This window comes from Azospirillum sp. CT11-132 (assembly GCF_047302835.1).
Taxonomy (GTDB): Bacteria; Pseudomonadota; Alphaproteobacteria; order Azospirillales; family Azospirillaceae; genus Azospirillum.
Genome location: NZ_JBGLZA010000002.1, coordinates 585,544 through 602,548 on the forward strand (window position 1 = coordinate 585,544; position 17,005 = coordinate 602,548).

A 17,005-nucleotide genomic window follows, 5' to 3' on the forward strand; every position below is an offset into this window, starting at 1 on the left:
ATTATACGGTTACGCGAATTCCACGATCTTCTGATCGACCGCCAGGCTGCTGCCCGGGGCTGCGTGGATTTTCGCGACCGTTCCGTCCTGCGCGGCGCGCAGAATGTTTTCCATCTTCATGGCCTCGACCACGGCCAGCACCTCGCCGGCCTTGACCTCCTGCCCTTCCGACACCGCCAGCGACACCAGCAGGCCCGGCATCGGCGACAGCAGGAACTTCGACATGTCCGGCGGTGCCTTGACGGGCATCAGCGCGTCCAGCTTGGCCGCCTTCGGCGTCAGCACCTTGACGATGGCCTGCGAGCCGCTGTGGTGCAGGCGATAGCCGACGCCGACGCGGTCGATCTGGACGCAGACATGCTGGCCGTTGACCGTGCCGCGGAACAGCGGCTCGCCGATCTGCCAGTCGCTCCACACCGTGTGGTGCTTGCCGTCGATGTCGACGGTGTAGCCGATGCGCTGCGGGCTGCCGTCGGCGGGGTGCAGATGCACCGGATGCTGCGTGCCGTCCAGCACCACCACCCAGTCGTCGCGCACCGCCACCTTGCTGCCGGGCATCTTGCCGGAGATCTGGATATCACGGTCGTTCAGGCTGCGATGGATCACCGCCGCCACCGCGATCAGCACGGCCGGATCTTCCGGCGGCAGATCGGAGGCGTGAAAGCCGTTCGGATATTCCTCGGCGATGAAGTTGGTGGTCAGCCGCCCGTCGACGAAGCGCTGGTTCGCCATCAGCGAGGCCAGGAACGGGATGTTGTGGCTGACGCCGCGGATGTAATACTGGTCCAGCGCCTCGCGCATGCCGGCGATCGCCGCGTCGCGCGTCGAGCCCCAGGTGCAGAGCTTGGCGATCATCGGATCGTAATACATCGAGATCTCGCCGCCCTCGAACACGCCGGTGTCGACGCGGACATGCGGATCGGCGGCCGGCGGCTGGTAATGGGTCAGGCGGCCGGTGGATGGCAGGAAGTTGCGGAAAGGATCCTCGGCATAGACGCGCGCCTCGACGGCCCAGCCGGTCAGCTTCACGTCGTCCTGTTTGATGGTCAGCTTCTCGCCGTAGGCGACGCGTATCATCTGCTCGACGAGGTCGAGGCCGGTGATCAGCTCGGTGACCGGATGTTCGACCTGAAGACGGGTGTTCATCTCCAGGAAGTAGAAGTTGCGCTCGGCGTCGACGATGAACTCCACCGTGCCGGCCGACTTGTACTGAACCGCGTTGGCCAGGGCCACCGCCTGCTCGCCCATCGCCTTGCGGGTGGCGGCGTCGAGGAAGGGCGACGGGGCCTCTTCGATGACCTTCTGGTGGCGCCGCTGGATCGAGCATTCACGCTCGCCCAGATACAGGCAGGTGCCCTGCCCGTCGGCCAGAACCTGGATTTCGATGTGGCGCGGCTGCTGGATGTACTTCTCGACGAAGACGCGGTCGTCGGCGAAGCTGGAGCGCGCCTCGTTCTGGGCGGACCGGAAGCCCTCGCGCGCCTCCTCGTCGTTCCAGGCGACGCGCATGCCCTTGCCGCCGCCGCCGGCCGACGCCTTGATCATCACCGGATAGCCGATGTCGCGGGCGATGGTCACCGCCTCGCTGTCGTCGGCGATGACGCCGAGATAGCCGGGGACGGTGGAGACGCCGGCCGCCTTGGCCAGCTTCTTCGACTCGATCTTGTCGCCCATGGCCTGGATGGCGTGGGCGTCGGGACCGATGAAGGCGATCCCGGCGGCGGCCAGAGCCTCCTGGAACTCGCGCTTCTCCGACAGGAAGCCGTAGCCGGGGTGGACGGCCTGGGCGCCGGTCTTCTTGCAGGCATCGACGATGCGGTCGACCAGCAGATAGCTCTGGGCCGACGGGGCGGCGCCGATATGGACGGCCTCGTCGGCCATCTCGACATGCAGGGCGTTCTTGTCGGCGTCGGAATAGACCGCGACGGTCTTGATGCCCATGCGGCGTGCCGTGCGGATGACGCGGCAGGCGATCTCGCCACGATTGGCGATGAGGATCTTCTCGAACATGCTGCCGGCCCTCACAGCGGAATGTTGTCGTGCTTGCGCCAGGGGTTCTGGAGCTGCTTGTTCTTGAGCATGGACAGCGCCTTCGTGATGCGGCGGCGGGTGCCGTGCGGCATGATGACGTCGTCGATGTAACCGCGCGAGGCGGCGACGAAGGGATTGGCGAACTTCTGCTTGTACTCTTCCGTACGCGCCTCGATCTTCTCGGCGTCGCCGATGTCGCTGCGGAAGATGATCTCCACCGCGCCCTTGGCACCCATCACCGCGATTTCAGCCGACGGCCACGCATAGTTCAGGTCGCCGCGCAGATGCTTGGACGACATCACGTCGTACGCGCCGCCGTACGCCTTGCGGGTGATGACGGTCACCTTCGGCACGGTGGCCTCGGCGTACGCGTACAGCAGCTTGGCGCCATGCTTGATGATGCCGCCGTACTCCTGCGACGTGCCGGGCATGAAGCCGGGGACGTCGACCAGGGTCAGGATCGGGATTTCGAAGGCGTCGCAGAAGCGGACGAAGCGCGCCGCCTTCTTGGAGCTGTCGATGTCGAGGCAGCCGGCCAGAACCATCGGCTGGTTGGCGACGATGCCGACCGTGGAGCCGTTCATGCGGGCGAAGCCGATGAGGATGTTCTTGGCGTATTCCGGCTGGAGTTCGAAGAAGTCGCCCTCGTCCACGATCTTGAGGATCAGCTCCTTCATGTCGTAGGGCTTGTTCGGGTTCTCCGGCACCAGCGTGTCGAGCGAGAAGTCCTCACGGTCGAGGGGGTCGCTGCAGGGGCGGACCGGCGCCTTCTCCCGGTTGGAGGACGGCAGGAAATCGACGAAGCGGCGCAGCTGCAGCAGCGCCTCGACGTCGTTCTCGAAGGCCAGATCGGCCACGCCCGACTTGGTGGAGTGGGTGACGGCGCCGCCCAGCTCTTCCGCGGTCACGACCTCGTGGGTGACGGTCTTCACCACGTCCGGGCCGGTGACGAACATGTAGGAGCTGTCCTTCACCATGAAGATGAAGTCGGTCATGGCCGGCGAGTACACCGCACCGCCGGCGCACGGCCCCATGATGAGGGAAATCTGCGGGATGACGCCCGACGCATCGACATTGCGCTGGAACACCTCGGCATAGCCGCCGAGCGAAGCGACACCTTCCTGGATGCGGGCGCCGCCCGAATCGTTCAGGCCGATGACCGGCGCGCCGACCTTCAGTGCCTGGTCCATGATCTTGCAGATCTTCTCGGCATGCGCTTCGGACAGCGCGCCGCCGAAGACCGTGAAGTCCTGGCTGAAGACGAAGACGAGGCGGCCGTTGACGGTGCCGTGGCCGGTCACCACGCCGTCGCCCGGGACCTTCTGGTTTTCCATGCCGAAGTCGATGCAGCGATGTTCGACGAACATGTCGAACTCCTCGAACGATCCTTCGTCGAGGAACAGGTCGATCCGCTCGCGCGCGGTCAGCTTGCCTTTGGCGTGCTGGCCGGCGATGCGCTTCTCACCGCCGCCCAGCCGCGCCGCGGCGCGCTTGGACTCCAACTTGGCCAGAATGTCTTGCATCGGGCGTTTCCAATCCTTGGCGTCGCAGTGACGGTCCCCGCTCCGGCGGCAAGCGACGCAATCATTCACCGGAACGCCGCGGATTATTCACAAACTTCGCAGCGCTTCAAACAGCCTCTTCGCAAAAAGGTGCGAAGTTGCGAAGCCCTTTGCAATTGCGGCTTAGCGCTTGCTAAGATTGCGAAGAACGGCGGATTTCCAAGGCCGTCGCCGGGGCGGGAATTTATACGCATGCAAAAGAAACTATTCCTTGGCTACAAGCTGCGCCGCCTGCGCGAACAGCGCGGCCTGACCCAGGCGTCGCTCGCCAAGACACTGGAGCTTTCTCCCAGCTATCTCAACCAGTTGGAGAACAACCAGCGCCCGCTGACCCTGCCGGTGCTGATGCGGATCGCCGCCATCTTCGAGCTGGAACTGTCCGCCTTCCTGGAGGACGAGGACAGCCGGCTGGTCTCCGACCTGCGCGAGGCGCTGGCCGATCCGCTGTTCGTCGGCGCGCCGCTGACCGCGGGCGAACTGCGCAGCGTGGTGGGCTCCAGCCCGGAACTGGCCCGCCGGGTGCTCAGCCTGCATCAGGCCTATCAGAAGCTGCATGAGCGGGTGCAGTCGCTGGCCGACAGCCTGTCCAACCGCGAACAGGGCGACAGCTTCGCCGGCCCGCAATTTCCGTATGAAGAGGTGCGGGACTATTTCCACTATTGCAACAACTACATCGGCCCGCTGGACGAGGCGGCGGAACGGCTGTGGGACACCGAGAAAATCCATTCCGGATCGCTGCTGAACGAACTGGCCGCCTATCTGAAGCGCCGCCACGACGTGCGGGTGAAGATCGTCGCCGACGAGGCCGGCGAAACCGCCATGCGCAGCTACGACGCCACCACCGGAACGCTGCGGCTGTCGGCCCTGCTGACCAGTTCCAGCCGCGCCTTCCACATGGCGAACCAGATCGCGCTGCTGGAATTCGGCGACCAGATCGACGAACTGGTGGATCAGGCGAAATTCTCCAGCGAGGACGCACGGTCGATCTGCCGAGTCGGGCTTGCGAATTACTTCGCCGGGGCGCTGGTTCTACCCTATCGCGCCTTCGCGGCGCAGGCCCGCGCCTTGCGCCACGATGTGGAGCAACTGCAAAGCCGCTTCTCCGCCAGCTTCGAGCAGGTCTGCCACCGGCTGTCCACCCTGCAGCGGCCGGGGGCGCGCGGCCTGCCCTTCTATTTCGTGCGGGTCGACATGGCCGGCAACATCACCAAGCGCCATTCGGCGACTCGCTTCCACTTCGCCCGCTTCGGCGGCGCCTGCCCGCTGTGGAACGTGCACGAGGCCTTCGCCCAGCCCGGCAAGATCCTGGTGCAGTTCGCCCAGATGCCCGACCGCACCGCCTATATCAGCATCGCCCGCACCGTGACCAAGCGCGGCGGCGCCTATCTGAAGCCGTCACGGCAGTTCGCCGTCGGGCTGGGTTGCGAGGCGAGCCACGCGCCGGAACTGGTCTATGCCGCCGGCATCGACATCACCGACATGAAGGCGGCGGTGCCGATCGGCGTGAACTGCCGCCTGTGCGAGCGCACAGATTGCCAGCAGCGCGCCTTCCCGCCGATCGGCAGCGAATTGCGGGTGAACGAGCATCACCGCAGCTTCGTGCCCTATCTGTTCAACCCGCCGGACACACGGTCCGGCTGACTTTCGCGCCGGTCGGGACCGCCTCGCCCCCGTCGCCATCGTCACCCCCGTCGAGAACGACCCGGTCACGCCCTTCGTCCTTGGCCCGGTACAGCGCATTGTCGGCGCGGATCAGCAGGCGGTCGATGCCGTCGCCGTCCCGGAAGCCGGCGACGCCGAAACTGCCGGTCTGCCGGTGGCCGTTGGGGAAGCCATAGGCGCGCATGGTCCGCCGCAATCGTTCGGCAATCGCAAAGGCGGCTTCCAGGCTGGTCTCCGGACAAAGGATCAGGAATTCCTCGCCACCCCACCGGCCGACCGTATCGGTCGACCGCAGCGCTTCGCGGGCCAGACCGGCGAATTCGACCAGGACCTGATCGCCGAAGACATGGCCGTAGCGGTCGTTGACCTGCTTGAAATGGTCCAGATCGATGAGGATGATCGACATCGGCCTGCCATAGCGGACCGCCCGCTCCATTTCCGAACGGCAGACGTCGTTCAGGTGGCTGCGGTTGGCGAGGCCGGTCAATACGTCGGTGCGCGACTGCACCCGCAGCCGCTCGTTCACCCGCATCAGCTTCAGGATCCAGAACAGGCTGGTCAGAATGACCGCCGCCGGAATGGCCAGCAGCTTCGCCAGCGTCCACGGATCGAGCGGCGACTGGACCTGAATGGCGACATGCCGGTTGGCGATGACGGTACGCTCCGCGGTCGAGATCGTCCGAACCCCGCGGTCGAGGGCGGCCAGCAACTCCGGCTCGTCCCGGCGCACGCCGATCCGCAGCATATTCTCATAACCCGGCAGATGGCCCGCAACCTTCAGGTTGAACCAGCCGGCCGTCTTGATGGTGTAGACGGCGACGGTCAGCGATCTCAGCGTCATGTCGGCCTTGCCGCGGGAAACCATGGCAAATGCCTCGGCCTCGGTGTCGACCAGGACGATGCGCAGGTTGGGGAAATCGCGCCGCACCCTCTCTTCGATCGACGTGCCCTTGGGAAGCACCATCGTCTCGCCGCTGATCCCGGCGAGATCGGCGACATAGTCGTGACCCTCCCGCGTCACCAGCACATTGGGATCGACGAACAGCGGTTCGGTGAAGGCCAGCCACTCCTCGCGCGTCGGCGTCCGGTTCAGAAAGCTGAGGAAGCGGCAACGCCCATCGCGCGCCGCCGCCATGCTGTCCTCCCAATCACGGGTCGGCAGGACACGCAGTTCCACCCCGGAGCGTTGCGAAACCAGGGACAGCAGGTCCGCGGCGATTCCCTGGTGCTTTCCGTCGGCGGTGATCGATTCGTAGGGCGGCCAGTCAGGATCGGTGCAATAGGGAATCGCCTCGCCGCCATGCGCCGCCGCACTGGCCAGCAGCTGTACCGGAACCGCAAGTGCCGCCAGGAGGTGCCGCAGCCGGCCCAACCGTCGCCCGGACATCGATTCTGCCATAGAGCCACTTCTCCGGCGTCGGCCAGCCTACCCAGGTATATCGGCGGCAGGATAACGCGCTTCGTGGATCAGGGCTTGCTAAATGATGCGTCGCTGGCCCGCAACTTGCTGAGAATGTGTCGCAAGATCGGCCGGAGCGCTGACCTCGGTCGTTTTCCGGCCCGATCGCTGCAAGCTGCTTCGCATTTTGCCAATGGCGGGCCATGGACGGTGACAATCTGCATCACGCCCCCAACCGGCGGGGGACGGCCTTCGCTCCCGAAGCGCTGGCCCGCATGCTGTCGGTATCGACCGCGGCCCTGGCCCAGGGACGCGGCATCGCCCTGGACGTGAGCGTGCTGAGCGGCATGCCGCCGCGGCTGGTGGGCGATGCGGAAACCGCAGGCGCGCTGTGCAACGCGCTGGCCGCCAGCGCCATCGCCAATGCCGGCCCCGGCCGGCTGGACGTCCGCCTGTCGGCCCTGCCGGCGGGGGATGAGCGCGTGACCCTGCGGGCCGAGCTGACCGGACGATTCGACAGCCATGGCGAGACCGGCTTCGACCAGGAACTCGCCCGGCGCCTGCTGGCGGCGCTGGGCGCGCAGATGACGGTGGAACACCATGCCGACGGGATGCGGCGGGCGGTGCTGGACATGCCGGTCGCCCTGCCCTCCCGCACCACCGACGCCGAGCGGCTGATGAACTGGGCGCGCGCGCGCGGCGGCCGGCTGCTGGTGGTGGACGACAGCGCCACCAACCGGATGGTGGTCGCCGGGCTGCTCGCCAAAGCCGGATTCTCGGTCGAAACCGCCAATGGCGGAGCGGAAGCGGTGGAGGCCGTCGCCCAGGCGCCGGTTCCGCCCGAAGCGGTGCTGATGGACGTCGCCATGCCCGACATGGACGGGGTGACGGCGACCGCCACCATCCGCCGGCTGGGAGACGGGCGGGGCCGCATCCCGATCATCGCCGTCACCGCCAACGCCCAGCCAGAAGACCGCATCCGCTGCCTGTCCGCCGGAATGAATGACTATCTGACCAAGCCGGTGCGGCGCGCCGACCTGCTGGGCGCTCTGGAACGCTGGCTGGCGCCGCCGCCGGTCTGAGACCTTAAAAGGACGAGTCCGGCTCCGTCAGGAACGCCTCCTCTTCGGGCGTGCTGGCACGGCCGAGGATGGCGTTGCGGTGGGGGAAGCGGCCGAAGCGCTGGATGATCTCGCGGTGCCGCCGGGCATAGCGCACCGTCGTCTCATCGCCCACCCGCTCGGTGAACAGGGCGACGGAGCGGTCCTGGCTCGCCATGTCCTCGTGATGCTCGAAGGGCAGGTAGAGGAAGATCCGCTCGTCTGTCGTGCATTCCAGATCGAAGCCGTTGGCGACGGCATGGTCGCTGATGCCCCAAGCCTTGCCGTCGGTGGCAAAGGCGCGCGGATCGTTGCGGAACATGTTGCGTGGCACCTGATCCAGCAGCACGCACAGCGCGATGCAGCCGTCGACATCCTCCATCCAATGATCGCACGCGCCGCGCGCCGCCGCCTCGTAATGCGGGCCCAACGTATCGGCGACCGCCCGGTCGAAGCTGGCCGATTTGCGGAACCAATAGGGCTTCATCGCCTCGTCGAACCAGAAATCGACGATCTCGTCGATCAGCTTGTCAACCATCGTTTTCTCCACCCCTGCGTCTGACGCCCGATGAGCTATACCCCCAAACAGGAACAGGGCGCCCAACGGGGCGCCCTGTCCAGGTTTCACATCACCTCACCGAACCGTCAGGCTCAGTGCAGCGTGCTCCACAGCTTGCGCTTGGCGGCATACATCAGGCCGGCCAGCACCAGCAGGAACAGGATGACCTTGACGCCCATCTGCTTGCGGGCATCCAGGTGCGGTTCCGCGACGAAGGTCAGGAAGGTCGCCACGTCGTGCGCCTGCTGCTCCACCGTCGCCTTGGTGCCGTCGGCGAAGGCGACGCCGTCGGGCTGCAGGATGTTCGGCATGCCGACCTGATGGCCGGGGAACACCTTGTTGTAGTTCATGCCGTCCATGATGTGGACGTCGGGCGGCGGCTCCTCGAAGCCGGTCAGGAAGGCGTAGATGTAATCCTCGCCACCGACGCGGGCCTTGGCCATCAGCGACAGGTCCGGCGGCAGCGCGCCGTTGTTCGCCACGCGGGCGGCCTGATCGTTGGGGAACGGCGACGGGAAGCGGTCGGCCGGGACGCCCGGACGCATGAACATCTCGCCCGCGTCGTTCGGGCCGGCCTGCACCTCATAGCCGGCGGCGAGCGCCTTCAGCTCGTCTTCCTTGAAGCCGATGCCGGCCAGCGTGCGGATCGGCACCAGATGCATCGAGTGGCAGGCCGAGCAGACTTCCTTGTAGATCTGGAAGCCGCGCTGCGCCGACGCCTTGTCGATGGTGCCGAAGATGCCGGAATGCGGCCAGCTCTGCTTGGGGATGTGCACGCCTTCGGAGGCCTGCGCGGCCCCGGCGATGCCGAGCGCCAGCGCCGCCGAAAGGATTGCAGTCTTCAACGCGCGCATCAGGCCTTCTCCATCGGCTTGGCATGGGCGCCGGCGGCGATGCCACCACCGCCCTTCAGAACGGACTCGGAGATGCTGGTGGGAAGCGGGGGCGTGCGCTCCAGCTTGCCCAGCAACGGCAGCAGGATCAGGAAGTGGAAGAAGTAGTAGGCGGTGCCGATACGCGCGATCAGCAGCCAGGAGCCCTCGGCCGGCTGCGAACCGGCATAGCCCAGGATCAGGGCGTCGATCGCCAGGATCCAGAAGAACTGGCGGTAGACCGGGCGGAACTTGCAGCTGCGGATCTTGGAGCGGTCGAGCCACGGCAGGAAGGCCAGCAGCGCGATCGAGCCGAACATCGCCAGCACGCCGCCCAACTTGTCCGGGATCGCGCGCAGCATGGCGTAGAAGGGCAGGAAGTACCATTCCGGCACGATGTGCGCCGGGGTCACCAGCGGGTTGGCCGGAATGTAGTTGTCCGGATGGCCCATGTAGTTCGGCATGAAGAACACGAACACCGCGTAGATGATCAGGAAGATCACCACGGCGAAGCCGTCCTTGACCGTCACGTACGGGTTGAACGGGACGGTGTCCTGCGGACCCTTGGGTTCGATGCCGAGCGGGTTGTTCGAACCGCAGACATGCAGCGCCGCCGTGTGCAGGATCACAAGACCCAGCAGGACGAAGGGCAGCAGGAAATGCAGCGCGAAGAAGCGGTTCAGCGTCGGGTTGTCGACCGAGAAACCGCCCCACAGCAGCGTGACGATGGGATCGCCGACGATCGGGAAGGCCGAGAACAGGTTCGTGATGACGGTGGCGCCCCAGAAGCTCATCTGGCCCCAGGGCAGCACATAGCCCATGAAGGCGGTGCCCATCATGACGAGGAAGATGATGACGCCCAGGATCCACAGGATCTCGCGCGGCGCCTTGTAGGAGCCGTAATACATGCCGCGGAACATGTGGATGTAGACGGCGATGAAGAACATCGACGCGCCGTTGGCGTGCACATAGCGCAGCAGCCAGCCGTAATTCACGTCGCGCATGATGCGCTCGACCGAATTGAAGGCCAGCGAGGTGTGCGACGAGTACTGCATCGCCAGGAACAGGCCCGTGGCGATCATGATGACCAGCATGATGCCGGCAATGGCACCGAACGCCCACAGATAGTTGACGTTCCGCGGCATCGGGTAGTGGTTGTACTCGTGATCCAGCATCGTGAAGATCGGCAGGCGGCTGTCGATCCAGTTCACGACCGGATTCTTGAACTTGGTGGCTTGAACCTGAGCCATCTCGGGGTCTCCAGAACCGTTGGGCCGCTTAACCGAGCCGGATCTTGGTATCGCCGGTGAAGGCGTACGTCGGAAGGACAAGGTTGGCGGGGGCCGGGCCCTTGCGGATGCGCCCAGCGGTGTCGTAGTGCGAGCCGTGGCAGGGGCAGAACCACCCGCCATAGTCGCCGCGCGGATCGGTGACCTTCTGCCCGAGCGGCACACAGCCCAGATGCGTGCAGATGCCGATGACGATCAGCCATTCCGGCTTCTTCACGCGGGCATCGTCGGCAACCGGATCGCGCAGGTCGCCCAGATTGACCGTCTTGGCGGACTCGATCTCTTCGGCGGTGCGGTGGCGGACAAAGACAGGCTTTCCGCGCCAGGTGACCGTGATCGCCTGGCCGACGGCCACAGGGGCCAGATCGACGTCAATGGAGGCGAGCGCCAGGGTGTCGGCCGCCGGGTTCAGGCTGTCGATGAAGGGCCAAGCCGCCGAGGCCGCCCCGACGACGCCGACCGCACCGGTGGCAAGATACAGAAAATCGCGGCGGGAACCCCCCTCGCCGCCGGAGGCCGCGTGGCCACCCGTCCCGGGCGGATGCGTGGTCTGAGCCATAAGCCTGTTTCTCCTCAAGGCATGCCCGACGCCCTTTGCCCGCGCCGGACGACCGATGGACCGTAATACTGCAAGACGCGGCTTGCCCGCCCGCCGGAAGGAAAACCCTCAGGCATGCCGCGTCCTTCCGGAGTGGGTATCTCCGGATTCAGACCTGCGGTATACCGTCGCGTCGACATCTTGAAAAGTCCTTGGCCGGGGGACAATTTGTCGCGTGTGCGAAGGGCAAGAACATTTGTATGCAAAACAAACACTTCGAAGCAAGGCCCGCGTTGCGCCTTGTGCTGTTCGAACCCGACATTCCGCAGAATGCGGGGACCCTGATGCGACTCGCGGCGGGGCTCGGCGTCGCGCTCGACCTGATCGAACCCTGCGGCTTCGTGCTGGATGACCGCCGGTTGCGGCGCGCCGGGATGGACTATCTGGACCATCTGGACTGGGTACGGCACAGCTCGTGGTCCGCATACCGCGCGGCGCCGCAGGCCGGGCGGCTGGTGCTGCTGACCACGCGGGCGGCGATTCCCTACACCGACTTCCGCTTCGCCCCCGGCGACCGCATCCTGGTCGGCCGTGAGAGCGCCGGGGTGCCCGACGAGGTGCATGACGCCGCCGACGCCCGGCTGGTGATCCCGATGGTGCCGCCCGCCCGCTCCTTGAACGTTGCGGTCAGCGCCGCGATGGTGTTGGGTGAGGCCTTGCGGCAGACTGCCGCCGCAGGTCTCCAGCCCCTCTCTGCACAGCCGGAAACGCCATGACTGCCGCCACGTCAGCCGACCCCAGCACCGTCGAAGACCGCAAGGCCCGCGCCGCCGCCTGGTTCCAGGAGCTGCGCGACCGCATCTGCGCCGCCTTCGAGACGCTGGAGGACGAGCTGACCGGCACCCACGCCGACCTGCCCCCCGGCCGGTTCGAGCGCAAGAGCTGGGCTCGCCCGGATCATGGCGGCGGCGAGGGCGGCGGCGGCACCATGTCGGTGATGAAGGGCCGGGTGTTCGAGAAGGTCGGGGTCAACATCTCGACCGTCCACGGCACCTTCAGCCCGGAATTCCGCGCCAACATCCCCGGTGCGGCCGAGACCGGCGAGTTCTGGGCGTCGGGGATCAGCCTGGTGGCGCACATGCGCTCGCCGCTGGTGCCGGCGACGCACATGAACACGCGCCACATCGTGACGACCAAGGGCTGGTTCGGCGGCGGCGCCGACCTGACACCGATGATCCCGGACGACCGGGATACCGCCGACTTCCACGCCGGCCTGCGCGCCGCCTGCGACCGCCACGACCCGGACTATTATCCGCGCTATAAGGAGTGGTGCGACCGCTATTTCTACCTGCCGCACCGCGACGAGGCGCGCGGCGTCGGCGGCATCTTCTTCGACAATCTCGAGTCGGGCGACTGGGAGGCCGACTTCGCCTTCACCCGCGACGTCGGCACCGCCTTCCTCGACACCTACGTCGCCCTGGTCCGCCGGCACATGAACCGCCCCTGGACCGCCGAGCAGCGCGAGCACCAGTTGGTCCGCCGCGGCCGGTATGTGGAGTTCAACCTGCTCTACGACCGCGGCACCACCTTCGGCCTGAAGACCGGCGGCAACACCGAGGCGATCCTGATGAGCCTGCCACCCGAGGTGAAGTGGCCGTGACTTAACGGCGCTGCCCCATCTGGAGCCAGGGCGCCCAGGCCTGCCGCACCATCTCGCCCCACAGACGCATCGGCGCCATCCACAGCTCGGCCATGCCGGCCGCCGCCATCGGGTTGGCGCCCGGCTTGCCGCCGACAGGGCCGGCCAGCAGCAGCGGGGTCATCAGGCTGGGGGCCAGCAGCTTGGCGACGGCGTCGAAGGACGGGGTGGCGCGGAACTGGATGGCGATCACCTCAGCGCCGTCGTCGCCGGCCTCGCGGTGGCGGATTTGGATTTCCAGGTTCGGCAGATGGGCGGTCAGCGTCGTTTCGTCCGGCTTGCTGTCCATGCTCAAGCGCTCCATTCGGGGTTCTGGACGGGGTTCGGCGGTGCCAGGGTAGAGTTTTTGCAACTGCGAAGAAACCCTCTCCAAAGGGGATGGCGGCAACCAATCCCCTTGCCGGCCGTTGTTGGCCGTATGGACAGCACCCTCCCCCCGCCCGATTTGGCCCCATCCGATGCGGATACCCCCTCGCCCGAGCAGGAAGCCGCCTGCGCCGGGTTGACCTACAGCTCCGACGAGATGCCCGGCATCCGGCGGCGGCGCTACGGCAAGGGCTTCCGCTTCCTGTGGCCCGACGGGGCGCAGGTGACGGAGGAGGACACGCTGGCGCGCATCCGGAAGCTGGCGATCCCGCCAGCCTACCGCGACGTCTGGATCTGCCCCGATCCCGACGGCCATCTGCAGGCGACCGGCCGCGACGCCAAGGGGCGCAAGCAGTACCGCTACCACCGTCGCTGGACCGAACTGCGCGAGGGCACAAAGTTCGGCCGCATGCTGGATTTCTGCCGCGCCCTGCCGCATCTGCGCGAGCGGGTGAACGCCGACCTCGGCCATCGCGGCCTGCCGCGGGAGAAGGTGCTGGCCGCCGTGGTCCGCCTGCTGGAAACCACGCTGATCCGCGTCGGCAACGAGAGCTATGCCCGCGAGAACAAGAGCTATGGCCTGACCACGCTGCGCGACGGCCACACCGAGATCGAGGGGTCGGAGGTCCGCTTCTCCTTCAAGGGCAAGTCGGGCAAGGAATGGAACGTCTCGCTGCGCGACCGCCGGCTGGCCCGCGTCGTCGGTGCCTGCCGCGACGTGCCGGGCGACGAGCTGTTCCAGTATCTCGACCGCAACGGGCAGCGCCACGCCGTGACCTCCGGCGACGTCAACGCCTATCTGCGCGAGGCGACCGGCGCCGATTTCACCGCCAAGGACTTCCGCACCTGGGCCGGCACGGTGCTGGCCGCCATGGCTCTGCGCGAGTTCGAGAGCTTCGACAGCGCCAGCGCCGCCAAGCGCAACGTCACCCGCGCCATCGAGCAGGTCGCCACCCGCCTGGGCAACACCCCCAGCGTCTGCCGCAAGAGCTACGTCCACCCCGAGGTGCTGGACGCCTATCTGGAGGGCGACCTGCTGGAGTCGCTGAAGCGCGAGGTCGAGGCCGAGCTGCGCGACGATCTGGCGGGGCTGAGCGGCGAGGAGGCTGCGGTGCTGGCCTTCCTGCGCGAAAGGCTGGAGCGGGAGACGGCGGCGCGGGCGCGGGAGAAGCGGTAGGGGTGGTGGCAACGAATGCCCCCTCCCTAACCCTCCCCCGCTCTCGCGGGAGAGGGAACTCCGCAGCACTTCCCCAAAGCTCCTGCCCCCTCTCCCGCGCAGCGGGGGAGGGATGGGGAGGGGGCATTCATGGCGTGCACTGTCAAACCGCCTCCGCCGTCTCCGTCACCGGCAGCAGGCGGCGCATGACCAGGCAGACCAGATCGCCGGCGATCAGGCCGTCCGCTCCCACATGGGACTGTACGCTGCGCAGCACCAGTTCGGTGCGGTCGCGGGCGGACATGCCGCGGCTGTGGGCCAGGGCGGCGGCGAGGCGCTCCTCGCCGAAGGGCTCGCGCTGGCCGTCGACGGAGCGCAGCACGCCGTCGGTGCACAGGAACAGCGTCTCGTCCTGGTTCAGCGTCACCACAGCTTCGGCATAGGGCGCGCCACGGCGGACGCCCAGCGCCGGGCCGCCGGTGGCGGTCAGGAACTCCACCCCGCCGTCGGCGGTGATGCGGCAGGCGCCGCGATGACCGGCGGCGGCATGGACCAGCGTGCCGGCGACACGGTCATAGACGGCGACGAAGACGGAGGCGAAGCCGTTGAAGGGGCTTTCGCCGCACAGCCGCTCGTTCGCAAGGGTCAGGATCGCCGCCGGGCCGACGCCGGGACGGGCCGCTTCGCGGATGGCGCCGCGCACCATCAGCATCAGGAAGGCCGCCGGCACGCCGCCGCCGGATACGCCGGCGGTGACCAGCAGGCTGTACCGCTCGTCCAGCTCGATCACGTCATAGAAGTCGCCGCTGACCGTATGGCCGGGCAGCAGCATGCCGTAGAACTGGCTGTCGCGGCCGACCGGCAGCTGGCGGGGCAGCAGGTTGGACTGCACGTCGCGGGCGGCGCGCTGCTCCTCCTCGATCAGCTGTTCGGCGGCGGCCAGCTTCTCCGTCTTGGTCTCCAGCTCCGCCCCGCGCATGACCAGCTGGGCGTCGAGAGTCTCCTCGCGTGCGCTCGCCTCCATTGCCATGCGGCGGAAGACGCGCGACAGGCGGCCGAACTCGTCGTCGCGGTCGGCCGCCTCGTTCAGGGTGAAGGGGTTGAAGCGGCCGGCCTCCACCGCCTTGACCGCCTCGCTCAGCCGCTCCACCGGCGCCATCTGGTCGCGGGCGAAGCGCACGCAGGCATAGACGCCCAGCGCCAGCACGAGGACGCCGACCAGACCGCCGATCTTCAGCTGGCGGCTCAGCATCGCCCCCGGCTCCGTATAGGGAACCCGCACCACGGCGACCGTCGGCACGCCCGCCGCCGAACCCGCGGCGGTGGTGGGGCCGGCGTAACGGATCGGCGCCAGCGCCAGCATGCTGTTGCCCGACACGCGGATCGCCACGTCGCCGCCCGGCACCACCGCCTTCGCCGCCGCGATGTCGGCGTCCGACAGCGGACCGCCGGCCCCGTCGCCCATCACCGCCCCACGGGCCAGCACCCGCCCGTCGCGGTCGAGCAGCCATGCCCCCTCCACCGCGCGGGTGGCGAGCAGCCCGTCGATCAGGCCGTCGGTGCCGGAATTGCGCACGATATCGGCGAGGCGCCGCACGTCGGTGCCGACCTGGACGATGCGCGGCTTGTCGACGCCGGTCACGCCGGCGAACTTCATCAGCCGGCCGTTCTCCATCGCCGGTTCGGAAACCACCGACGCGGGGGAGCGGTTCAGCAGGCCGGTATAAGCGCCATGGCGCGGCCCGCCCTTGGCATCCTGGCCGAAGACCGGGTCGGGACCGGCGAGGTTGTGCAGATAGGCCCGGCCGCGGTTGTCGGTGATCCACATTTCGTCCGGGCCGCCGGCTTCGGCGATCTGCTTCAGCCGGTCGTTGATGGCGCGCGGCGACTGCTTCGCCGCTTCCGCCAGCGCCACCAGATGGGCGGTCAGCGTCGCTTCCGACAGCAGCCGTTCAGACAGCAGGGCGTCGACCTCCTGCGGGATGTCGCGGGCCTGGGCGGCCCCGCGCGCGAGCAGCCCGGCGGTCAGCCGCGCCTCCGCCTCGATCCGCTCGGTCAGGGCGGCGCGCGTCGTCCAGGCCATCGTCGTGGTGACCGCCGCGATCGCCAGCAGCACCAGACCGGTGACCAGCAGGATCAAACGCTGTTGGAACGTCATGGGTTTGCGCCCGCCCCCTGTGGCTGAACAAGCAATTTGCCTTTGCCACCGCTTCTACCGGTCCCGGGCGCGCAAGTCCAGGCGCCGGTCGGCGTGGACTTGCGGCAGAACGCTCCGCCGGAGCATCGTGCGCAAGATTCAACCGCAGGCGCGACATTATCTCTTTCGTAACCAGATGGTCGGTAAGACGGACAGGATCCGCCGCCTTCCCGCTGGTGCACGCCCATGCCGATGAATGTCCTGGAAATCGCCGTCTATGCCATGGTCCTCACCGCCGGCCAGCCGCATCCCTTCGAATGCGTCGCGGTCAAGCCGGAGGGGGTGAACTGCACCAACGGCCTGTCGGCGAAGCCCGACGGACCGAATCTGCTGTTCAACACCGGGATCCAGGTCATCAAGGACCGTCAGGGCCGCGTGCAGCTGAGCAACGGGCTGCAGACCCGCTTCGACAGCTCCGCCTGGGTGGAATTCCAGGATGCGGGCAAGAAGCCGGTGGTCAGCGTCCGCAAGACCGGACCGCTGCGCTTCAAATTCTCCAACGGCTTCCAGTGCGAGGCGATGGGCAGCCCGGAAGACATGGCCCGCTGCTACAAGCCCTGACGGCGTTCTTCCTC

General features: G+C 67.3%; 15 protein-coding genes. 6 read left to right on the forward strand and 9 right to left on the reverse strand.

What is annotated here, in order from left to right; translation table 11 throughout:
- Positions 1–9: 9 nt before the first annotated feature.
- Positions 10–2,010, reverse strand: coding sequence for an acetyl-CoA carboxylase biotin carboxylase subunit (locus ACCD06_RS04505; RefSeq protein WP_413339081.1), 2,001 nt, complete (start codon positions 2,008–2,010; stop codon positions 10–12).
- Between the two features lie 11 nt (positions 2,011–2,021).
- Positions 2,022–3,554 (reverse strand): acyl-CoA carboxylase subunit beta, encoded by a 1,533-nt coding sequence (locus tag ACCD06_RS04510; protein WP_109075507.1) that lies wholly within the window; start codon positions 3,552–3,554, stop codon positions 2,022–2,024.
- A 231-nt stretch (positions 3,555–3,785) separates the two neighbouring features.
- On the opposite strand from ACCD06_RS04510, the gene ACCD06_RS04515 reads away from it, so the two are divergent.
- Positions 3,786–5,234 (forward strand): helix-turn-helix domain-containing protein, encoded by a 1,449-nt coding sequence (locus ACCD06_RS04515; protein ID WP_109075508.1) that lies wholly within the window; start codon positions 3,786–3,788, stop codon positions 5,232–5,234.
- Here the strand turns inward: ACCD06_RS04515 and ACCD06_RS04520 are convergent.
- Positions 5,206–6,654 carry a diguanylate cyclase gene (locus ACCD06_RS04520; RefSeq protein ID WP_413339084.1) on the reverse strand — a complete coding sequence of 483 codons (1,449 nt, stop codon included), beginning with the start codon at positions 6,652–6,654 and terminating at the stop codon, positions 5,206–5,208. The two genes, ACCD06_RS04515 and ACCD06_RS04520, sit on opposite strands and share 29 nt — an antisense overlap.
- 203 nt (positions 6,655–6,857) lie before the next feature.
- Here ACCD06_RS04520 and ACCD06_RS04525 point away from each other — a divergent pair, with 203 nt between their 5' ends.
- Positions 6,858–7,736, forward strand: coding sequence for a response regulator (locus ACCD06_RS04525; RefSeq protein ID WP_413339086.1), 879 nt, complete (start codon positions 6,858–6,860; stop codon positions 7,734–7,736).
- 4 nt (positions 7,737–7,740) lie between these two features.
- On the opposite strand, the gene ACCD06_RS04530 is transcribed toward ACCD06_RS04525, so the two are convergent.
- The 4 genes from ACCD06_RS04530 to petA form a co-directional block, all read right to left on the reverse strand.
- Complete coding sequence (locus ACCD06_RS04530) at positions 7,741–8,292, reverse strand: DUF924 family protein (protein ID WP_413339088.1); 552 nt, start codon at positions 8,290–8,292, stop codon at positions 7,741–7,743.
- Between the two features lie 113 nt (positions 8,293–8,405).
- On the reverse strand, positions 8,406–9,167 hold the full coding sequence (locus tag ACCD06_RS04535; RefSeq protein ID WP_109075512.1) for a cytochrome c1: 762 nt from the start codon (positions 9,165–9,167) through the stop codon (positions 8,406–8,408).
- Positions 9,167–10,435 carry a cytochrome b gene (locus ACCD06_RS04540; RefSeq protein WP_136703077.1) on the reverse strand — a complete coding sequence of 423 codons (1,269 nt, stop codon included), beginning with the start codon at positions 10,433–10,435 and terminating at the stop codon, positions 9,167–9,169. The genes ACCD06_RS04535 and ACCD06_RS04540 overlap by 1 nt, the downstream gene beginning before the upstream one ends.
- A gap of 28 nt (positions 10,436–10,463) precedes the next feature.
- Positions 10,464–11,033 carry a ubiquinol-cytochrome c reductase iron-sulfur subunit gene (gene petA, locus ACCD06_RS04545; protein ID WP_109075514.1) on the reverse strand — a complete coding sequence of 190 codons (570 nt, stop codon included), beginning with the start codon at positions 11,031–11,033 and terminating at the stop codon, positions 10,464–10,466.
- A 272-nt stretch (positions 11,034–11,305) separates the two neighbouring features.
- Between petA and ACCD06_RS04550 the strand changes: the two genes are divergently transcribed.
- Positions 11,306–11,788 carry a tRNA (cytidine(34)-2'-O)-methyltransferase gene (locus ACCD06_RS04550; protein ID WP_136703532.1) on the forward strand — a complete coding sequence of 161 codons (483 nt, stop codon included), beginning with the start codon at positions 11,306–11,308 and terminating at the stop codon, positions 11,786–11,788.
- Entirely contained in the window at positions 11,785–12,672 is an 888-nt protein-coding gene (gene hemF, locus ACCD06_RS04555) for an oxygen-dependent coproporphyrinogen oxidase (RefSeq protein ID WP_136703078.1), read from the forward strand. The genes ACCD06_RS04550 and hemF overlap by 4 nt, the downstream gene beginning before the upstream one ends.
- Before the next feature lies 1 nt (position 12,673).
- Here hemF and ACCD06_RS04560 read toward each other — a convergent pair whose 3' ends face one another.
- Positions 12,674–13,000, reverse strand: a complete 327-nt coding sequence (locus ACCD06_RS04560) for a hypothetical protein (RefSeq protein WP_413339091.1) — start codon at positions 12,998–13,000, stop codon at positions 12,674–12,676.
- Between the two features lie 129 nt (positions 13,001–13,129).
- Here ACCD06_RS04560 and ACCD06_RS04565 point away from each other — a divergent pair, with 129 nt between their 5' ends.
- Entirely contained in the window at positions 13,130–14,254 is a 1,125-nt protein-coding gene (locus ACCD06_RS04565; protein ID WP_413339093.1) for a DNA topoisomerase IB, read from the forward strand.
- 142 nt (positions 14,255–14,396) lie between these two features.
- Here the strand turns inward: ACCD06_RS04565 and ACCD06_RS04570 are convergent, their stop codons facing one another.
- Complete coding sequence (locus ACCD06_RS04570) at positions 14,397–16,391, reverse strand: PP2C family protein-serine/threonine phosphatase (RefSeq protein ID WP_413339095.1); 1,995 nt, start codon at positions 16,389–16,391, stop codon at positions 14,397–14,399.
- Positions 16,392–16,616: 225 nt separating this feature from the next.
- Between ACCD06_RS04570 and ACCD06_RS04575 the strand changes: the two genes are divergently transcribed.
- On the forward strand, positions 16,617–16,991 hold the full coding sequence (locus ACCD06_RS04575; RefSeq protein ID WP_413339096.1) for a hypothetical protein: 375 nt from the start codon (positions 16,617–16,619) through the stop codon (positions 16,989–16,991).
- The last annotated feature ends 14 nt before the right edge of the window (positions 16,992–17,005 follow it).

What these genes read in the sequence shown, in the direction of transcription:
- ACCD06_RS04505 (WP_413339081.1), bottom strand. Translation starts at nt 2,010, where the DNA reads ATGTTCGAGAAGATCCTCATCGCCAATCGTGGCGAGATCGCCTGCCGC.
- ACCD06_RS04510 (WP_109075507.1), bottom strand. Translation starts at nt 3,554, where the DNA reads ATGCAAGACATTCTGGCCAAGTTGGAGTCCAAGCGCGCCGCGGCGCGG.
- ACCD06_RS04515 (WP_109075508.1), top strand. Translation starts at nt 3,786, where the DNA reads ATGCAAAAGAAACTATTCCTTGGCTACAAGCTGCGCCGCCTGCGCGAA.
- ACCD06_RS04520 (WP_413339084.1), bottom strand. Translation starts at nt 6,654, where the DNA reads ATGGCAGAATCGATGTCCGGGCGACGGTTGGGCCGGCTGCGGCACCTC.
- ACCD06_RS04525 (WP_413339086.1), top strand. Translation starts at nt 6,858, where the DNA reads ATGGACGGTGACAATCTGCATCACGCCCCCAACCGGCGGGGGACGGCC.
- ACCD06_RS04530 (WP_413339088.1), bottom strand. Translation starts at nt 8,292, where the DNA reads ATGGTTGACAAGCTGATCGACGAGATCGTCGATTTCTGGTTCGACGAG.
- ACCD06_RS04535 (WP_109075512.1), bottom strand. Translation starts at nt 9,167, where the DNA reads ATGCGCGCGTTGAAGACTGCAATCCTTTCGGCGGCGCTGGCGCTCGGC.
- ACCD06_RS04540 (WP_136703077.1), bottom strand. Translation starts at nt 10,435, where the DNA reads ATGGCTCAGGTTCAAGCCACCAAGTTCAAGAATCCGGTCGTGAACTGG.
- petA (WP_109075514.1), bottom strand. Translation starts at nt 11,033, where the DNA reads ATGGCTCAGACCACGCATCCGCCCGGGACGGGTGGCCACGCGGCCTCC.
- hemF (WP_136703078.1), top strand. Translation starts at nt 11,785, where the DNA reads ATGACTGCCGCCACGTCAGCCGACCCCAGCACCGTCGAAGACCGCAAG.
- ACCD06_RS04560 (WP_413339091.1), bottom strand. Translation starts at nt 13,000, where the DNA reads ATGGACAGCAAGCCGGACGAAACGACGCTGACCGCCCATCTGCCGAAC.
- ACCD06_RS04565 (WP_413339093.1), top strand. Translation starts at nt 13,130, where the DNA reads ATGGACAGCACCCTCCCCCCGCCCGATTTGGCCCCATCCGATGCGGAT.
- ACCD06_RS04570 (WP_413339095.1), bottom strand. Translation starts at nt 16,391, where the DNA reads ATGACGTTCCAACAGCGTTTGATCCTGCTGGTCACCGGTCTGGTGCTG.
- ACCD06_RS04575 (WP_413339096.1), top strand. Translation starts at nt 16,617, where the DNA reads ATGCCGATGAATGTCCTGGAAATCGCCGTCTATGCCATGGTCCTCACC.